This is a genomic window from Cyanobium sp. Aljojuca 7D2 (assembly GCF_024346415.1).
In the GTDB taxonomy this organism is placed as follows: Bacteria; Cyanobacteriota; Cyanobacteriia; order PCC-6307; family Cyanobiaceae; genus Cyanobium_A.
This window is the reverse complement of the sequence record NZ_JAGQCX010000006.1, coordinates 127249-142289: the sequence shown is the minus strand read 5'-3', so window position 1 is coordinate 142289 and position 15041 is coordinate 127249. Positions and strand designations below refer to the sequence as shown.

The following is a 15041-nucleotide window of genomic DNA, read 5'->3' as shown; positions in this document are numbered from 1 at the left end:
AATCAGCCCAAGCCAATCTCCTTGCGATACAGCGCATGGAGGCCCTCCAGCTGGTTGTGCACCGACACCAGCTGGTCGCGGATGTGCTGGCTGTTGTCGATGCGCCCAAGGGCCAAGAGCATCGCCTCAATCTGCCCCTTGCAATCGATCAGCACGCGGCACTGGGGGGATCCGGGCTCGTAGGGCATGTCAAGTGTCTCAACCCCACCATCCGAGCGGAGACCCACCGCAGCCGGTGTGTCCATTGCTGCCATTCAGCGAGACTGCTGCCGTTCAGCGTCGCGCGCCCGGTGCCCGCGAACTGCGGCGGCCCTCGCGGCGGGCCCCCTGGGGGGAGGCGGCGGGTCGGGAAGAGGAGGGGCGGCGTCCGCCACGACCCCGGCCGCCACTGAGATCGAGAGGTGGAGCGGAGAGCACCTTGGGTTCGAAGCCGGGCACCTCCTGACGCGGCAGGCGGGTGCCGATCATGCGCTCGATGGCACGCAGCAGCTCACTCTCTTCGGCCGCCACCAGGGAAATGGCATGGCCGTTGTGGCCGGCCCGGCCGGTGCGGCCGATCCTGTGCACATAGTCCTCGGCCTGGTTGGGCAGATCCAGGTTGACCACGTGGGGCAGCTGGTGGATGTCGATGCCCCGGGCGGCCAGGTCGGTGGCCACCAGCACCCGCAGCGTGCCGGCCTTGAAGTCGGCGAGGGCCCGGGTGCGTGCCCCCTGGCTCTTGTTGCCGTGGATGGCTGCCGCCGACATGCCTTCGCGGCTGAGCCGCTCGGCCATCCGGTTGGCGCCGTGCTTGGTGCGGGAAAACACCAGAACCTGCTGCCAATCGTTGCTGCGGATCAGGTGGCTGAGCAGATCCGCCTTGCGATCCATGTCACAGGGATGCAGCAGGTGCTCCACCGTGGGGGCCGTGCGGTTTTCCGGAGTGGCCTGGAGCTGCACCGGGTTGTGGAGCAGTCCAGTGGCCAGGCGCCGGATATCACCGGAAAAGGTGGCTGAAAACAGCAGGTTCTGACGCTTGGGAGGCAGCAGCGCCAGGATTTTCTGGATGTCACGGATGAAGCCCATATCGAGCATCCGATCCGCCTCATCGAGCACCAGGATCTCAACCCGATCGAGCCGCAGGGCCCGCTGCTGGTAAAGATCCATCAAGCGGCCCGGTGTGGCCACCAGCACGTCGGTGCCCTTCTGCAGCCTGCTGATCTGGGGGTTGACCTTCACGCCGCCGAACACCACGTCGCTGCGCAGGTCGAGGTAGCGGCCATAGGCCCGCACGCTTTCGGCCACCTGGGCCGCCAGCTCTCGGGTGGGGGTGAGCACCAGCGAACGCACCACACCGCCGCGGGCATGGGGGCCATGGCGCAGCCGCTCCAGCATCGGCAGGGTGAATCCTGCGGTTTTGCCGGTGCCGGTCTGGGCGGCCGCCATCACGTCATGGCCCGCCAGCACGGCTGGGATGCACTGGCCCTGGATCGGCGACGGCTTGGTGTAGCCCTTTTCAGTCACCGCCTTGAGGATCGGCTCACCCAGTCCGAAGGAGGCAAAGTCGACCAACGCCGCGTTGGCTGCTGAATCAGCGGCAACCTGCGACTGGCTGGCAGCCTGCACCTCGCTAGCAGCCCTCACGAGACTTTCAGCCTCCCGGAGACTGGAGACGGCTGTTGGACTGGAGATGGCCGTTGCGGTGCGGGATCGGGGAGGGGACTGACGGATCGCCGGCTCTGCGGAGTTCTCCAGCCTAGGGGGGGCTGGTCAGCGGACCGCACCGCCGTCAGGGGCCATAGAGCTGCCAGGCCTGGTCGCAGGTGGCCAGCAGATCCCTGTCGGAAAGGGCCAGCGCCTCGGGCCAGGCCCCCTGGAGCCACAGCCGCAGACGGGCCGGATCCACGGCACCGCTGGGGGAATCGCGCCAGTCGCGGAAGAAAGCGTCCTGGGCCGCCAACACCCGAAATTTGAAAAACTCCAGCAAGCGCGCCCGCAGCCGGGTGCCATCGATGGTCCAGAGCCGGTGGGGGTCCACCACGAGGGCGATCTCCACACCGGGCGCAATCCCCTCCAGCGGCGGCGCCAGCACTTCCACCACCTGGGGCGGCTGCCCGTGGCGTTGTTTGGTCTGCGGATCGGGCTGGTAGATCCAGCCCCCCAGGGCAGGGGAGTCGCCGCAGCGCACCAGCACGCGCCAAAACCGAAAGGTCTCCGGCGGATGGCGATCGCTCCAAAGGAGCTGCTCAAAGCAGTGGTCAGGGTGCTCGCTGCGCAGCTCCAGGGGTGCCAGGCTGAGGTTGAGGGTGCCGGCGAAACAGTCGGACAGATCCAGGCCCCGCTGGGCAAACAGGGGGCGCTGCAGGCTGATGGTGCCGGCCGGGTAGGGGGAAGCGGAATCACGCCCCGAGGCGACGCCGTAACCCCGGATCAGGCGCCCCGTGATCCAGACCGGCTGATCAGGTTCAGCCATGGCCGGCAGCGCCCGCCACGGCGAAGTGGCTGCAGCGCTCGCAGGGGCCATCGGGCAGCACGGCGCAGCGCAGCAGCGGGCTGCGAGCGTTGAAACGGCAGCTGGGATCGCCGATCACCCATTGGTTCTGCCACCAGCGGGCATCGGCAGGCCGCCGCTGGGCCTTCACCTGGAGCGCCACGGAGGCGAGTTCATAGCGGCCGTTGCGCAGCTGGTAGCGGTGGCGGCGCTGCAGCACCAGAAAACTGCGGCCAGCCGCCTCCAGCCAGCGACCGGGTTGGGGCACCTCACCAAGCTCGGCCACCTCCAGGGCATCGAGCAGCTGGTCGCTGCCGATCTGGCGCAGCTCCACCCTCATGGCTCGGGCGGTATTTCCAATGGTGCGTTGCGCGCCGAGAAGCCCCAGGCGAAGAGGGCCGCCACGAAGAGAAGCAGCAACCATTCCGGCGGCACCACCTGGGGCAGACCAAGCCGCAGCAACAGCCGAATCCCCACCAGACCCACCGCCAGGTAGCCGGCGGTCTCGAGGTGCCGGTACACCTCCAGCCAACGGATGAACAGCTCGGCGGTGAGCCGCAGGGCGATCACTCCGATCACACCACCGGCCATCACCAGCAGCAAACGATCACTCACCGCCACCGCCGCAGCCACGCTGTCGAGGGAGAAGGCGAGGTCGGTGAGGGCCAGGGTGGCCACGATCGAGCCGAGGCCGGCGTGGTGGAGCGAGCCGGGATGGGTTGATCCGCCGGAACCTTCGGCACCAGCGCCGGCTGCGGCCAAATCACTGGATTCGGCCCCATCGCCGGGCTCCGACCACACCAGCTGCAGGTGCCGGCCGCAGAGCCACAGCAGATACCCCGCTGCCGCCAGCTGCAGCGGCCAGAAGTTCAACACCCACTGGGCCGCCACAATCAGGCCGAGCCGAAACACCAGCGCCAGCGCCAGGCCCAGGTTGAGAGCCTGGCGCTGACGCGCTGGATCCTCCAGGCCACGGGCGATGGCCGCCAGGGCAATGGCGTTGTCGGCGGAAAGCACGGCCTCGAGCGCCACCAGCAAGGGCAGTAGCAGCACCACCTCCTTCCACTGATCGGCCTGGTTGATCAGGGGAGTGAGGGACTGGATCGACTCGGCTTCCACGGGCTGCAGCGGGCCAAGATGAAAGGCAGTCTAGAAAGACACCCTGAGCCGCCCGCTGCAGGATTCACAGCTCGTGGAGGGTTTAAAGCACGTGGAGGAGTCACAGCTGGAGGTCCAACTGGTGCATGCCGACAACGGCAGCCGGGTGGTGCTGGTGCAGGCGCGGCGCGGCGGCACGCTCGTCGACGGCGCCCTTGGGGAGGCCGCCACGGCGGAGGAGGCCGAAGACAGGGCCCGCCAACGCCTGGCGGCCCGCCTCACCCCCAAAACGCCGCCAGCAGCTACAGCGGCTCCAACACCCGCTTCAGCAACCCCATCAGACCGGCCCAGCAACCCCACGCCCAGCCCCCCGCCACACCAAGAGCAGCCGAGCCCACCGGCTTCCCAGGTCGCCGAGGAGCCTCCTGCCGATCCGGAGGACTGGAGCAGCGAACTGGCCCGACTGGACCTGGAGCTGCAACGGCTCGGCTGGGACCGCGACCAGGAGGCGATCTACCTGGAGCGGGTGTTCAACCACCCCAACCGCAATCGCCTCACCAGCTACGGCGATCTGCTGGCCTACCTCCAAGCCCTAGAGGGATTTTCACCGGGCACGGATCCAGCCACCGCCCGGGCTCCGCTGCGGCGCCGGGAGCTGCTCAGCCAGTGCGACGCGCTGCTGGGACAGCTGCAATGGGATCCCGGCCAGGGCCGGGCCTTCCTCGAGCAGCACTTCTCCCTCACCAGCCGCCAGCAGCTCAGCGACGCCCAGTTGCTGCAGTTCAACATGCTGCTGGAGAGTGAATGGCTGGCCGGGCAGAACCCTTAACAGTGCTGGCGCACCAGTTGGGCACCCAGACCCGATCGAGCCTGGTTGGCATAGGCCTCCCGCTCGAGCTGCTGTTCGTGGGCTGAGGCCTGGCGGTACACCGGTTCGTTGAGCACCCCCACCAGATGGGCCGGCAAGGCGGTGGGCAGACCCAGCAGCCGCGGACTGGAGCGCACCCCCCGGTTGCGGCAGCTCTGGGCCACATGAATGGCCTCGTGGTTGAGCACCGTGGCGAATTCGACACTGCCCTTCTCCACCACCCGGGGCTGGATGCGCAGCGTGCGCGCCTGGGGATCCCATTCACCGGCCGCCCCCAGCTTGTGCGGCTCGGTGAGCTCCAGGCGCACCCCCGCCGTCGCCAACACCGTCAGCAGTTCAGCAATCGCCTGCCGCTCCGCTCCAAAGCTGGGGGGATTGGCGATCAGGGCACGCAGCTCAGCCACTGAAAGCGTCGGTTGATCAGCGCGGCGTCGGTAGTGGTAGCGAATCGCACCATTGGGGAGGGTTTCAGCCCTGGGGATCCACTGCCGATCGGCCAAAGCCAATTGCTGCAGCAGAGACGCCTCCAACGCCGGCGACGGGGGAGCGGGCTGGGCAAGGGCGGGCGGGGGAAGCTGCGGGGCCTCCACCCCAGGCCTCGACAGTTGGGCTACCAATCCGGCGCCCAGTAGAGCCAGCAGCCCGCTGAGCACCCGTAGGGAAACCTGGCCGTGGGGGCGATCCAGGCGGGGCGGACGGCGGGAACGCACCAGGGCAGTCGGACGGTCCGCACCAGTCTGAGGCCGGTTGCGAAGATCGGAGCTTCTTGCCTCCCGCGCCTCCATGCCCCTCTCCGCCCTGGTGCGTCAACTGCAGCAGGCGTCCCTCACCGGGGAGGTGCTGGAGCGCAGCAAGCGGCCCGAGCGCCTGCGGCTGAGCGGCGCTGGCCGGGGGGCCAGGGCCCTGATCAGCTCCGCGCTGGCGGGCGCCGCCGGCGCTCCCCTGCTGGTGATCGTGCCCACCCTGGAGGAGGCCGGGCGCTGGGCGGCGCTGCTGGAGCTGATGGGCTGGCCCAGCTGCCAGCTTTATCCCACCAGTGAAGCCAGCCCCTACGAGCCCTTCGATCCCACCAGCGAAATCACCTGGGGCCAGCTGCAGGTGCTGGCGGAGTTGCTGGATGGCGGCCAGCGCCTGGCGATCGTGGCCACCGAGCGGGCCCTCCAGCCTCACCTGCCGCCGCCGGAGGCCCTGCAGGCCCAGTGCCTGAGCCTGCGCAAGGGCGACACGGTGGATCTCGACGAGCTAGCCACAACGCTGACGCGCCTGGGGTACGAGCGGGTGCCCACGATCGAGCAGGAGGGCTGCTGGAGCCGCCGCGGCGACATCGTCGATGTCTTCCCGGTAAGCGCCGAACTGCCGGTGCGGCTGGAATTTTTTGGCGAGGAGCTGGAGAAGCTGCGGGAGTTTGATCCCGCGTCCCAACGCTCCCTCGATGCCGTTGAGGTGGTGCGCCTCACCCCCACCGGCTACGGCCCACTGATCGCCGATGCCCTACGCGAGGCGATGCCCGATGGACTGGATCAACTGCTGAGCGCCGAGGCCAGCGACCAGCTGCTGGAGGGCGGCACCCCCGAGGGCCTGCGGCGGCTGATGGGGCTGGCCTGGCAGCAACCGGCCTGCCTGCTCGATTACCTGCCCGCCCACACCTTGATCGCCGTGGACGAGCGGCGCCATTGCCTCTCCCACGGCCAGCAGTGGTTCGACCATGTGGTGGAGCACCACAGCGAGGTGTGCCAGGAGCTGGCCCTGCTGCCACCGCTGCTGCACCGCCCGCCCAGCGAGGCGCTGGAGCAGGCGGCGGCCTTCGGCGGCTTCGATCTGGCCGAGCTGCACGAAACCGACAGCCACCCCAACAGTCTCGATCTGGCCTCCCGCTCGGTGCCGGCCTACCCCAACGCCTTCGGCAAGCTGGCGGGGCTGGTGAAGGGCTTTGTGGCCGAGAAGGCCACGGTGTGGCTGCTCTCGGCCCAGCCCAGCCGGGCGGTGGCCCTGCTGGAGGAGCACGACTGCATCACCCGCTTCGTGCCCAACCCCACCGACTTCCCGGCCATTGATCGGCTGGTGGAGCAGACCACGCCGGTGGCGCTGAAAACCAAGGGCACCGCTGAGCTCGAAGGGCTGCAGTTGCCGGCCTGGAAGCTGGTGCTGATCACCGATCGGGAGTTCTTCGGCCAGCACGCCCTGGCCGCCACCGGCTATGTGAGGCGGCGCCGCAAGGCCGCCAGCCGCACGGTGGATCCCAACAAAATGCAACCGGGCGACTTCGTGGTGCACCGCAACCACGGCATCGGCCGATTTCTGAAGCTGGAAAAGCTGGCGATCAGCGGCGAATCGCGCGACTACCTGGTGGTGCAGTACGCCGACGGCCTGCTGCGGGTCGCCGCCGACCAGCTGGGCAGCCTCGGCCGCTACCGCGCCAGCACCGATGCCCCGCCCGAGCTCAACCGCATGGGCGGCACGGCCTGGACCAAGGCCAAGGAGCGAGCCCAGAAGGCCGTGCGCAAGGTGGCGCTGGATCTGGTGAAGCTCTATGCCGAGCGCCACCAGGCCCCGGGTTTCGCGTTCCCGGCCGATGGCCCCTGGCAACACGAGCTCGAAGACTCCTTCCCCTACGAACCCACCCCCGATCAGGTGAAGGCGATCGCCGATGTGAAGCGCGACATGGAGCAGCCCCAGCCCATGGACCGGCTGGTGTGCGGCGATGTGGGCTTCGGCAAAACCGAGGTGGCCATCCGCGCCATCTTCAAAGCCGTCACCGCCGGCAAGCAGGTGGCGATGCTGGCCCCCACCACCGTGCTGGCCCAGCAGCACTGGCGCTCCCTCTCGGAGCGCTTCGCGCCCTATCCGCTCAAGGTGAGCTTGCTCAACCGCTTCCGCACCGCCGGCGAGCGCAAGGTGATCCTCGAGGGGCTGGCCAGCGGCAATGTGGATGTGGTGGTGGGCACCCACCAACTGCTCTCCAAGGGCACCGGCTTCAAGCAGCTGGGCCTGCTGGTGGTGGATGAGGAGCAGCGCTTCGGCGTAAACCAGAAGGAAAAAATCAAGGCCCTGCGCAAAGACGTGGACGTGCTGACGCTCAGCGCCACACCGATCCCACGCACCCTCTACATGAGCCTCTCGGGCGTGCGCGAGATGAGCCTGATCACCACACCGCCGCCGCTGCGCCGGCCGATCAAAACCCACCTGGCCGCCCTCGATGAGGAGGCGGTGCGCAGCGCCATCCGCCAGGAGATCGACCGCGGCGGCCAGATCTTTTACGTGGTGCCCAGGGTGGAGGGCATCGACGATGTGGCCGCCCAACTGCAGAGCATGATTCCGGGCCTGCGGCTGCTGGTGGCCCACGGCCAGATGGCCGAGGGGGAGCTGGAGAGCGCCATGGTGGCCTTCAACGCCGGCGAGGCCGACCTGATGCTCTGCACCACGATCGTGGAGAGCGGCCTCGACATCCCCCGGGTGAACACGATCCTGATCGAGGACGCCCACAAGTTCGGCCTGGCCCAGCTGTATCAGCTGCGGGGCCGGGTGGGCCGCAGCGGCATCCAGGCCCACGCCTGGCTCTTCTATCCCGGCGATGCTTCCCTCAGCGAAGCGGCACGCCAGCGGCTGCGGGCCATCCAGGAATTCGCCCAACTGGGCTCCGGTTATCAGTTGGCCATGCGCGACATGGAAATCCGCGGCGTGGGCAACCTGCTGGGGGTGGAACAGAGCGGCCAGATGGAGGCGATCGGCTTCGACCTCTACATGGAGATGCTGCAGGAATCGCTGGCCGAGATCCAGGGCCAGGACATCCCGGCGGTGGACGACACCCAGATCGACCTGCCGATCACCGCCTTCATCCCGGGCGACTGGATCACCGAGAACGACGAGAAAATGGCCGCCTACCGCGCCGCGGCCGACTGCAGCAGCCAGGCTGCCCTGGTGGAGCTGGCGGCCGGCTGGGTGGATCGCTACGGCGCCATCCCCGCACCGGTGCAATCGCTGCTGCTGCTGATGGAGCTGAAGCTGGTGGCCAAGCGCTGCGGCTTCTCACGCATCAAGCCGGAGAAACCCAACATCGCCCTGGACACACCGATGGAGGAGCCGGCTTTCCGGCTGCTGCGCCAGGGCCTGCCCCAGCACCTGCATGGGCGACTCGTGTATCAGGCGGGGTCGGGGAGCACCGCCAAGGTGCTGGCGCGGGGCCTGGGCGTGCTGCCCGCCGAGAAGCAACTGGAGGAGCTGATGGGCTGGCTAAACCAGATGGCCGCCCAACTCCCCGGCGCCGATGGCCTCACCGAGGCCCAGCGCAGCGAGCAGCAAGCGGCCCAGAACGAGGCGGTTTTAACGGTGTGAGAGCAAGCGGTGTGAGAGCAGGCGGCGTGAGAGGGCTGGCGGTGCGAATTCCCGCCCCAGCCCCAAAACCCTCAAAGTTCCGTTACATTCATGAGAACGTGTGTAACGGGGGTCCGATGGGCGAGGTGATCGACGCGACTTCGGGCTTTGGCGGTTTCAGTGGTGGCTTCAGTCTGATCTCCGGAGTGGTCAGCCTGGTCGCCCTGGGTCTCTACGCCCTCCTTCAGGGCGACACAAACAACAACGACGACGACGACTCCAGCCCCGGTGGCGGCCTGATGCAGCCTGTTGCCTAGGCCGTTTCAGGGCTCCAGGTTTTGGCGCTCCTGCTCCTGCGCCCGATAGCTAGCTGGCACCAGCACCAGAAACAACCACCACCACACCAGCACCACTGCAGCCACAGGCGCGGTGATCCACCAACGCTGCAGCCACCACCAACTGGTGGCCACAGCCACAGCCCCTGTTAGCAGGATGCTCCAGGGCTGACACCACCAGGGCTTCAGTGCCCAGATGGACTCCGAGGGGGCCGTCATGAATTCAGCGGGTCGTGCCCGCTGGCTTGGCCAGCGCCGAAGGCAGGTTGGTGCTGGCCGGGTTGTAGGCCTTCTCCACACCGTTGGCAGTGCGAAGCCGCTTCACCAGGGTGGTCTCGGCCACCCGGTATTGGCTGTCCTTGCGGGTGCCGAGATCCTCCAGCTTGAGGCGCTGGGCCTCCAGCTCGGTCATCTTCGCCGTCACATCCGGGTCGATGCCGTGCTTGTGGATGTCCCGGCCACTGGGGGTGAGGTATTTGGCGATGGTCACGGTCATGCCGGAGCCATCGGAGAGCCCCCGCACCGACTGCACCAGACCCTTGCCGAAGGTCTTCTGGCCCACCAACACTGCCCGCTGGTTGTCCTGCAGGGCGCCGGAGAGGATTTCACTGGCACTGGCCGAGCCTTCATTCACCAGCACCACCAGCGGCTTGTTGGTGAGGGCGCGGCCGTTGGCCCGCTTCACATCGCGGATGCCATCGCGGGTTTTGGTGGACACAATCGTGCCCTCGTTGAGCCACTGGCGGGCGATTTCCACGCTCGCCATCAGCAGGCCGCCGGGGTTGCTGCGCAGATCCAACACGTAGCCCTGGGCGCCTTTCTCCTCCAGATCCTTCACCGCCAGACGCATGTCCTTGGTGGCCGTGGCATTGAACTGCCTCAGGCGGATGTAACCCACCTTCACCCCATCAGCGGTGGTGTTGATCTGGTGGTCGACGGCATGGAGCTCGATGCGCTCGCGGGTGAGCGGCACCTCCAGGGTCTGGCCCTTGCGTTGCAGGGTGAGGGTGACAGAGGTGCCAGCTTGGCCGCGGATCAGCTTGACCGCGTCCTCGGTGCTCATCCCCTTGGTGCTCTTGCCATCGATGGCCACGATCACGTCCTTGGGTTGCACCCCGGCCTTGGACGCCGGGGATCCCTCGATCGGCGATACCACCACCAGATTCTTGGTCTCCTTGTCGAGACTCAATTGAATGCCCACCCCGGAGAGCTCTCCGGAGGTGTCGATCTGCATCTCCTTGAACTCCCGCGGATCGAGAAAACGGGTGTAGGGATCATCGAGGCTGCCGAGCATGCCCCGGATCGCCTCGTAGGCCTCCTTGGTGCTGCCATAGCTCTTGGCCAGCACGCTGCTGCGCAGGCTGCGCCATTGCTCCGGCTTGTACTTGCCGTTGATGTCCAGGTAGTCGCGGAAGACGATCTGCCAGGTCTGGTCGATCACTTCCTTGGGGCTGTCGCTGATCCGCGACGTGCCCCCCGGCGGGGTCACCACTTCCCGGGCCACAACCGCCGTGGCCGCACAGGCACCGATGCCTACCAGCACAACCAGGCTGGCGCGGGGGCTGGCCATCAGGAAAAGCCGTGGAGGCCCGGGAAACGTTCCCTGAAACTAGCGCCGCCGCAAGGTTTCCACCGGGGTGGGTAACCGGACGACAACAAGCCAGGAGCGCTTAGGGATCGACCCAGCGGCCGTCCTCCCGGATCAGGGCGATCAAGGCCTCCACCCCTTCCGCCTCCGGCACCCGGCGGATCTCGTCGCGACCGCGATAGAGCGAGATGGTGCCGGGGGTCTTGCCGACGTAGCCGTAGTCGGCATCAGCCATCTCGCCAGGGCCGTTAACGATGCAGCCCATCACGGCAATGTCGAGGCCGGTGAGGTGGGCGGTGGCGTTGCGCACCTTGTGCAACACCTCCTCCAGGTTGAACAGGGTGCGGCCGCAGCTGGGGCAGGCCACGTATTCGACCATCGTTTTGCGCAGCCCCAGGGCCTGCAGGATCGAATAGCAAACCGGGATTTCCTTCTCCGGCGCTTCAGTGAGGGAAACGCGGATCGTGTCGCCCAGGCCCTCGGCCAGCAAGGGCGCAATGCCGGCGGTACTTTTAATTCGCCCGTAGTCGCCGTCGCCGGCTTCGGTCACGCCCAAGTGCAGGGGGTAATGGAACCCCTCCGCATCCATGCGGGCGGCCATCATTCGGTAAGCGGCCATCATCACCGGCGCCCGCGAGGCCTTCATCGACACGACGATGTTGTGGAAGTCGAGCCGGTCGCAGATGCGAATGAACTCCAGAGCACTCTCGACCATGCCCAGGGGCGTGTCGCCATAGCTGAACAACATCCGCTCGGCCAGAGAGCCGTGGTTGACACCGATGCGCAGGGCCTTGTCCTGCTCCTTCAGCAAGCTCACCAGCGGCTCAAAGGTGTTGGTGATGCGTTCGCCAATGGCGGCGATCTCCTCGGGGCTGAATTCGGTGCGGTTGGGGTCGGGCTTGTCAAACACAAACAAGCCGGGGTTGATCCGCACCTTGTCGACGTGCTGGGCCACCTCAAGGGCAATCTTCATGCCGTTGTGGTGCACGTCTGCCACCAGCGGCACCGGCTGGTAGCTGTCTTCCAGCCGCTGGCGGATCTCCTTCACCGCCTTGGCGTGGGCCAGCGACGGCACGGTGAGCCGCACGATCTCGCAGCCGGCCTCATGCAAGCGGCGGATACCAGCGGTCGCACCCTCGATATCGAGGGTGTCTTCATTGATCATCGACTGCACCACCACCGGGTGGTCACTGCCGACCCAGATGTTGCCCACCCGCACGCTGCGGGTCTTGCGGCGATGGATCTGGGTGTCGAAACGGGGGTCGCTGGCCCAGTCGTTCATCGGGGCGGTGGCCCGGTCGGGAGAGGAGGCGTCGGGGCGAGCCAGGGTGCCGGTCATGACGGGGGAGCGCTGGGGGCCGGAGGCTCCGCAAAGCCTGTCACAACATCACCACCGCTGACGGATCAGCCAAGCGAAGCATCAGCCAAGTGACGGGTCGAGCAAACGGCGGCGCAGCTCGGCCAGATCGCGAACGGTGTGCCAACGGGGAGATCCCTCCGCCTGGGAGGGATTGCGCAGCAGATAGGAGGGATGCAGCAGGGGCATCAACCAGCGTCCCTGCAGACCGCCAAGGTTCAGGTTGTCCTGGTCGCCTGCGCGCCACTGGCCCCGCAGCCGGGTGATGCCGCCGCGGATGCCCAGCACGGCCTCCAGGGCCGTGGCGCCCACCAGCCCAATCACCAGGGGATCCACCAGGGCGATCTGCTGCTCCAGCCAAGGGCGGCAGGCGGCCATCTCAACGGCCGTGGGCTTGCGGTTGCCCGGCGGCCGGCACTTCACCACATTGCACACGTAGGCCTCGCTCTGGCTGTCCAGACCAGCGGCAGCCAGCAGCTGGTCGAGCAGCTGGCCGGAGCGGCCCACAAATGGCAGCCCCGCCAGATCCTCCTGGGCACCGGGCCCCTCGCCGATCAGCATCAGCCGGGCGCTTGGATTGCCCCGGCTCACCACCACCTGCTGGCGGCCCTCCGCCAGGCCGCAGCTGCGGCAGGCCGCGCAGGAGAGGGCCAGCTGCTGCAGGGCGTCGCGCGGCGGGAATGGTGAAGCCATCGAGGAACAGTGGTGACGCTCAGCAACGAACTGCCCGTTTCGTGCCAGCCCGAACCGTAGGTGGAGAACCCGTGCGGCAGGATGGAAAGCAGTGCTGAAGCCGCGCGTCCCGATGCCGGACATAGGGATGTTCGCCGCACCCACCACCAGCCCGAGTCTCTCGGCCCGGGCGAGGGCTCTGCAGCCCTCCCTCACCCTGGCGATTGCCGCCCGCGCCAAAGCCCTCAAGGCTGATGGCCAAGACATCTGCAGCCTCAGCGCCGGCGAACCGGACTTCGACACGCCGGCTTTCATCCGCGAGGCCGCTACTGCGGCCCTAGAGACAGGCCACACCCGTTACGGCCCCGCCGCCGGCGAACCCGCCCTGCGGGAAGCGATCGCCGCCAAGCTAAACCAGGAAAACGGTGTGGTCACCACCGCCGACCAGGTGCTGGTGACCAACGGCGGCAAGCAAGCCCTCTACAACTTGTTCCAGGTGCTGCTGGAGCCGGGCGATGAGCTGCTGCTGCCGGCGCCCTACTGGCTCAGCTACCCCGAGATCGCCCGGCTGGCCGGGGCATCGGTGACCCTGATCCCCAGCTCAGCGGCCCAAGGATTTCGCCTCGATCCCGCCGCTTTAGAGGCGGCCATTACCCCGGCCAGCAAGCTGCTGGTGCTCAACAGCCCTGGCAACCCCACCGGCATGGTGCTGAGCCGGCCGGAGCTGGAGGCGATCGCCGCGGTGCTGCGCCGCCATCCCCAGGTGGCGGTGGTGTGCGACGAGATCTATGAGTTTCTGCTGGCTCCCGGACACAGCCACCACAGCTTTGCCGCCGTGGCACCCGACCTGGCCGATCGCATCTTCACGGTGAACGGCTTCGCCAAGGGCTGGGCCATGACCGGCTGGCGCATCGGCTGGCTAGCAGGTGCCCGGTCGGTGGTGGCCGCAGCCAGCGCCCTGCAGAGCCAGAGCACCAGCAACGTGTGCAGCTTCGCCCAGTTCGGCGCCCTGGCCGCGATCAGCGGCTCCCGCGACTGTGTGCGCGCCATGGCCGCCCAGTTCGATGAGCGCCGCAGCCTGCTGACGGCGGGGCTGATGGCGATCGAACGGCTGGAACTGCTGCCGCCGGAGGGAGCCTTCTACGCCTTCCCCGACGTGAGTGCCTACGGCCTCGATTCCATGACCCTGTGCAATCGCCTGCTTGATGAGGTTGGTCTGGCGGTGGTGCCCGGCGTGGCCTTCGGCGACGACCGCTGCATCCGCCTGTCCTGCGCCGCCGGACCTGCCACCATCCAGGACGGCCTGGCGCGACTGCAGCACTTCCTGGCCAGCGTCTGACCGCCCGACTCACCCTTTTCCATCAACTGCCATGCCTGTTCGAGAACGTTGGACCGCCGCGCTGGCGGGGCTTGCTTTTGCCCTGCTGCCGGCGGTCCTCTCCCCCCTTCCCCCATCCTTGCTGCCGGCGGCTGAAGCCCAGCAGAACCAGGCCAAACCCAGCAACAGCAAGCCGGTGCTGCGCATCGGCGCCATCCCCGACCAGAACCCCGAAAAACTGAACCGCCTCTACGGCCTGGTGGCCGATGAGCTCAGCAAGCAACTCGGGGTGAGGGTGAGCTATGTGCCCGTCACTGAGTACACCGCCGCCGTGGGCGCCTTCCGCACCGGCAACCTCGATCTGGTGTGGTTTGGAGGCCTCACCGGCGTGCAGGCCAGCCTGCAGAAGCCCGGGGCGCAGATGATCGCCCAACGGGACATCGACGCGCAGTTTTACAGCGTGTTCATCGCCAACAGCCGCAGCGGCCTCGCGCCGATCCAAACCCAGAAAGGGCTGACGGCACTGAAGGGCAAGCGCTTCACCTTTGGCTCGGAGAGCTCCACCTCCGGCCGACTGATGCCCCAGTACTTCCTGGGCCAGGCGGGTGTGAAGCTGGGCGACTTCGCCGGTGGCGCGCCGGGCTTCAGCGGCAGCCATGACGCCACCATCGCCCTGGTGCAGAGCGGTGCCTACGACGCCGGCGCCGTCAACGAACAGGTGTGGAAGAGCAGCCTGCGCAGCGGCAAGGCCAACCGCAGCAAGGTGACGCAGATCTGGCGCACCCCCAGCTATCCCGACTACCTCTGGCTGGGCCAACCCAACCTCGACCAGCGCTTCGGCAAGGGCTTCACCGCCAAGCTGCGCGCCGCGATTGTTGGCTGGCGGCCCAGTGATCCCGAGCAGAAACAGATTCTGGAGCTGTTCGGCGCCCAGCAATTCACCACGGTGAAAGCGGGTGAATACAAAAAAATCGAGCAGGTGGGGCGTCAGATCGGCAAAATCCGCTGACAGCCCCACCCGGGG

Annotated in this window: 15 protein-coding genes; 5 read left to right on the top strand and 10 right to left on the bottom strand. The window is 67.5% G+C overall.

The genetic code is table 11. From position 1 onward, the window contains the following. Positions 1–2: 2 nt before the first annotated feature. The 5 genes from KBY57_RS08235 to KBY57_RS08215 form a co-directional block, all read right to left on the bottom strand. Entirely contained in the window at positions 3–188 is a 186-nt protein-coding gene (locus KBY57_RS08235; protein ID WP_254995379.1) for a hypothetical protein, read from the bottom strand. A gap of 85 nt (positions 189–273) precedes the next feature. After that, positions 274–1527 carry a DEAD/DEAH box helicase gene (locus tag KBY57_RS08230; RefSeq protein ID WP_409996428.1) on the bottom strand — a complete coding sequence of 418 codons (1254 nt, stop codon included), beginning with the start codon at positions 1525–1527 and terminating at the stop codon, positions 274–276. Between the two features lie 241 nt (positions 1528–1768). Then, entirely contained in the window at positions 1769–2452 is a 684-nt protein-coding gene (locus KBY57_RS08225; RefSeq protein ID WP_254995378.1) for a hypothetical protein, read from the bottom strand. After that, complete coding sequence (locus tag KBY57_RS08220) at positions 2445–2810, bottom strand: DUF6464 family protein (RefSeq protein WP_094559289.1); 366 nt, start codon at positions 2808–2810, stop codon at positions 2445–2447. Before KBY57_RS08220 ends, KBY57_RS08225 begins: the two co-directional genes overlap by 8 nt. Continuing rightward, positions 2807–3589 carry a TerC family protein gene (locus tag KBY57_RS08215; RefSeq protein ID WP_254995377.1) on the bottom strand — a complete coding sequence of 261 codons (783 nt, stop codon included), beginning with the start codon at positions 3587–3589 and terminating at the stop codon, positions 2807–2809. Before KBY57_RS08215 ends, KBY57_RS08220 begins: the two co-directional genes overlap by 4 nt. 91 nt (positions 3590–3680) lie before the next feature. Between KBY57_RS08215 and KBY57_RS08210 the strand changes: the two genes are divergently transcribed. Next, positions 3681–4397, top strand: a complete 717-nt coding sequence (locus KBY57_RS08210; protein ID WP_254995376.1) for a hypothetical protein — start codon at positions 3681–3683, stop codon at positions 4395–4397. Here the strand turns inward: KBY57_RS08210 and KBY57_RS08205 are convergent. Then, on the bottom strand, positions 4394–5146 hold the full coding sequence (locus KBY57_RS08205; RefSeq protein WP_254995375.1) for a hypothetical protein: 753 nt from the start codon (positions 5144–5146) through the stop codon (positions 4394–4396). The two genes, KBY57_RS08210 and KBY57_RS08205, sit on opposite strands and share 4 nt — an antisense overlap. Positions 5147–5219: 73 nt before the next feature. On the opposite strand from KBY57_RS08205, the gene mfd reads away from it, so the two are divergent. Both mfd and KBY57_RS08195 read left to right on the top strand, forming a co-directional pair. Next, positions 5220–8768 carry a transcription-repair coupling factor gene (mfd, locus tag KBY57_RS08200; protein WP_254995374.1) on the top strand — a complete coding sequence of 1183 codons (3549 nt, stop codon included), beginning with the start codon at positions 5220–5222 and terminating at the stop codon, positions 8766–8768. A gap of 116 nt (positions 8769–8884) precedes the next feature. Continuing rightward, positions 8885–9064, top strand: a complete 180-nt coding sequence (locus KBY57_RS08195) for a hypothetical protein (protein ID WP_094559304.1) — start codon at positions 8885–8887, stop codon at positions 9062–9064. A gap of 6 nt (positions 9065–9070) precedes the next feature. On the opposite strand, the gene KBY57_RS08190 is transcribed toward KBY57_RS08195, so the two are convergent. From KBY57_RS08190 to KBY57_RS08175, 4 genes are all read right to left on the bottom strand, one after another. Continuing rightward, positions 9071–9301 carry a DUF6737 family protein gene (locus tag KBY57_RS08190; protein WP_254995373.1) on the bottom strand — a complete coding sequence of 77 codons (231 nt, stop codon included), beginning with the start codon at positions 9299–9301 and terminating at the stop codon, positions 9071–9073. 4 nt (positions 9302–9305) lie between these two features. After that, positions 9306–10652 carry a S41 family peptidase gene (locus tag KBY57_RS08185; RefSeq protein ID WP_254995372.1) on the bottom strand — a complete coding sequence of 449 codons (1347 nt, stop codon included), beginning with the start codon at positions 10650–10652 and terminating at the stop codon, positions 9306–9308. A gap of 100 nt (positions 10653–10752) precedes the next feature. After that, positions 10753–11952 carry a (E)-4-hydroxy-3-methylbut-2-enyl-diphosphate synthase gene (gene ispG, locus KBY57_RS08180; RefSeq protein WP_254995403.1) on the bottom strand — a complete coding sequence of 400 codons (1200 nt, stop codon included), beginning with the start codon at positions 11950–11952 and terminating at the stop codon, positions 10753–10755. Positions 11953–12090: 138 nt separating this feature from the next. After that, positions 12091–12720, bottom strand: coding sequence for a uracil-DNA glycosylase (locus tag KBY57_RS08175; protein ID WP_254995371.1), 630 nt, complete (start codon positions 12718–12720; stop codon positions 12091–12093). 127 nt (positions 12721–12847) lie between these two features. Between KBY57_RS08175 and KBY57_RS08170 the strand changes: the two genes are divergently transcribed. Beyond that, positions 12848–14038: a pyridoxal phosphate-dependent aminotransferase gene (locus tag KBY57_RS08170; protein ID WP_254995370.1), complete on the top strand. Its 1191-nt coding sequence runs from the start codon at positions 12848–12850 to the stop codon at positions 14036–14038. Between the two features lie 31 nt (positions 14039–14069). Then, positions 14070–15026: a putative selenate ABC transporter substrate-binding protein gene (locus tag KBY57_RS08165; protein ID WP_254995369.1), complete on the top strand. Its 957-nt coding sequence runs from the start codon at positions 14070–14072 to the stop codon at positions 15024–15026. Positions 15027–15041 lie beyond the last annotated feature (15 nt).

What these genes read in the sequence shown, in the direction of transcription:
- KBY57_RS08235 (WP_254995379.1), bottom strand. Translation starts at nt 188, where the DNA reads ATGCCCTACGAGCCCGGATCCCCCCAGTGCCGCGTGCTGATCGATTGC.
- KBY57_RS08225 (WP_254995378.1), bottom strand. Translation starts at nt 2,452, where the DNA reads ATGGCTGAACCTGATCAGCCGGTCTGGATCACGGGGCGCCTGATCCGG.
- KBY57_RS08220 (WP_094559289.1), bottom strand. Translation starts at nt 2,810, where the DNA reads ATGAGGGTGGAGCTGCGCCAGATCGGCAGCGACCAGCTGCTCGATGCC.
- mfd (WP_254995374.1), top strand. Translation starts at nt 5,220, where the DNA reads ATGCCCCTCTCCGCCCTGGTGCGTCAACTGCAGCAGGCGTCCCTCACC.
- KBY57_RS08195 (WP_094559304.1), top strand. Translation starts at nt 8,885, where the DNA reads ATGGGCGAGGTGATCGACGCGACTTCGGGCTTTGGCGGTTTCAGTGGT.
- KBY57_RS08190 (WP_254995373.1), bottom strand. Translation starts at nt 9,301, where the DNA reads ATGACGGCCCCCTCGGAGTCCATCTGGGCACTGAAGCCCTGGTGGTGT.
- KBY57_RS08185 (WP_254995372.1), bottom strand. Translation starts at nt 10,652, where the DNA reads ATGGCCAGCCCCCGCGCCAGCCTGGTTGTGCTGGTAGGCATCGGTGCC.
- ispG (WP_254995403.1), bottom strand. Translation starts at nt 11,952, where the DNA reads ATGAACGACTGGGCCAGCGACCCCCGTTTCGACACCCAGATCCATCGC.
- KBY57_RS08175 (WP_254995371.1), bottom strand. Translation starts at nt 12,720, where the DNA reads ATGGCTTCACCATTCCCGCCGCGCGACGCCCTGCAGCAGCTGGCCCTC.
- KBY57_RS08170 (WP_254995370.1), top strand. Translation starts at nt 12,848, where the DNA reads ATGTTCGCCGCACCCACCACCAGCCCGAGTCTCTCGGCCCGGGCGAGG.
- KBY57_RS08165 (WP_254995369.1), top strand. Translation starts at nt 14,070, where the DNA reads ATGCCTGTTCGAGAACGTTGGACCGCCGCGCTGGCGGGGCTTGCTTTT.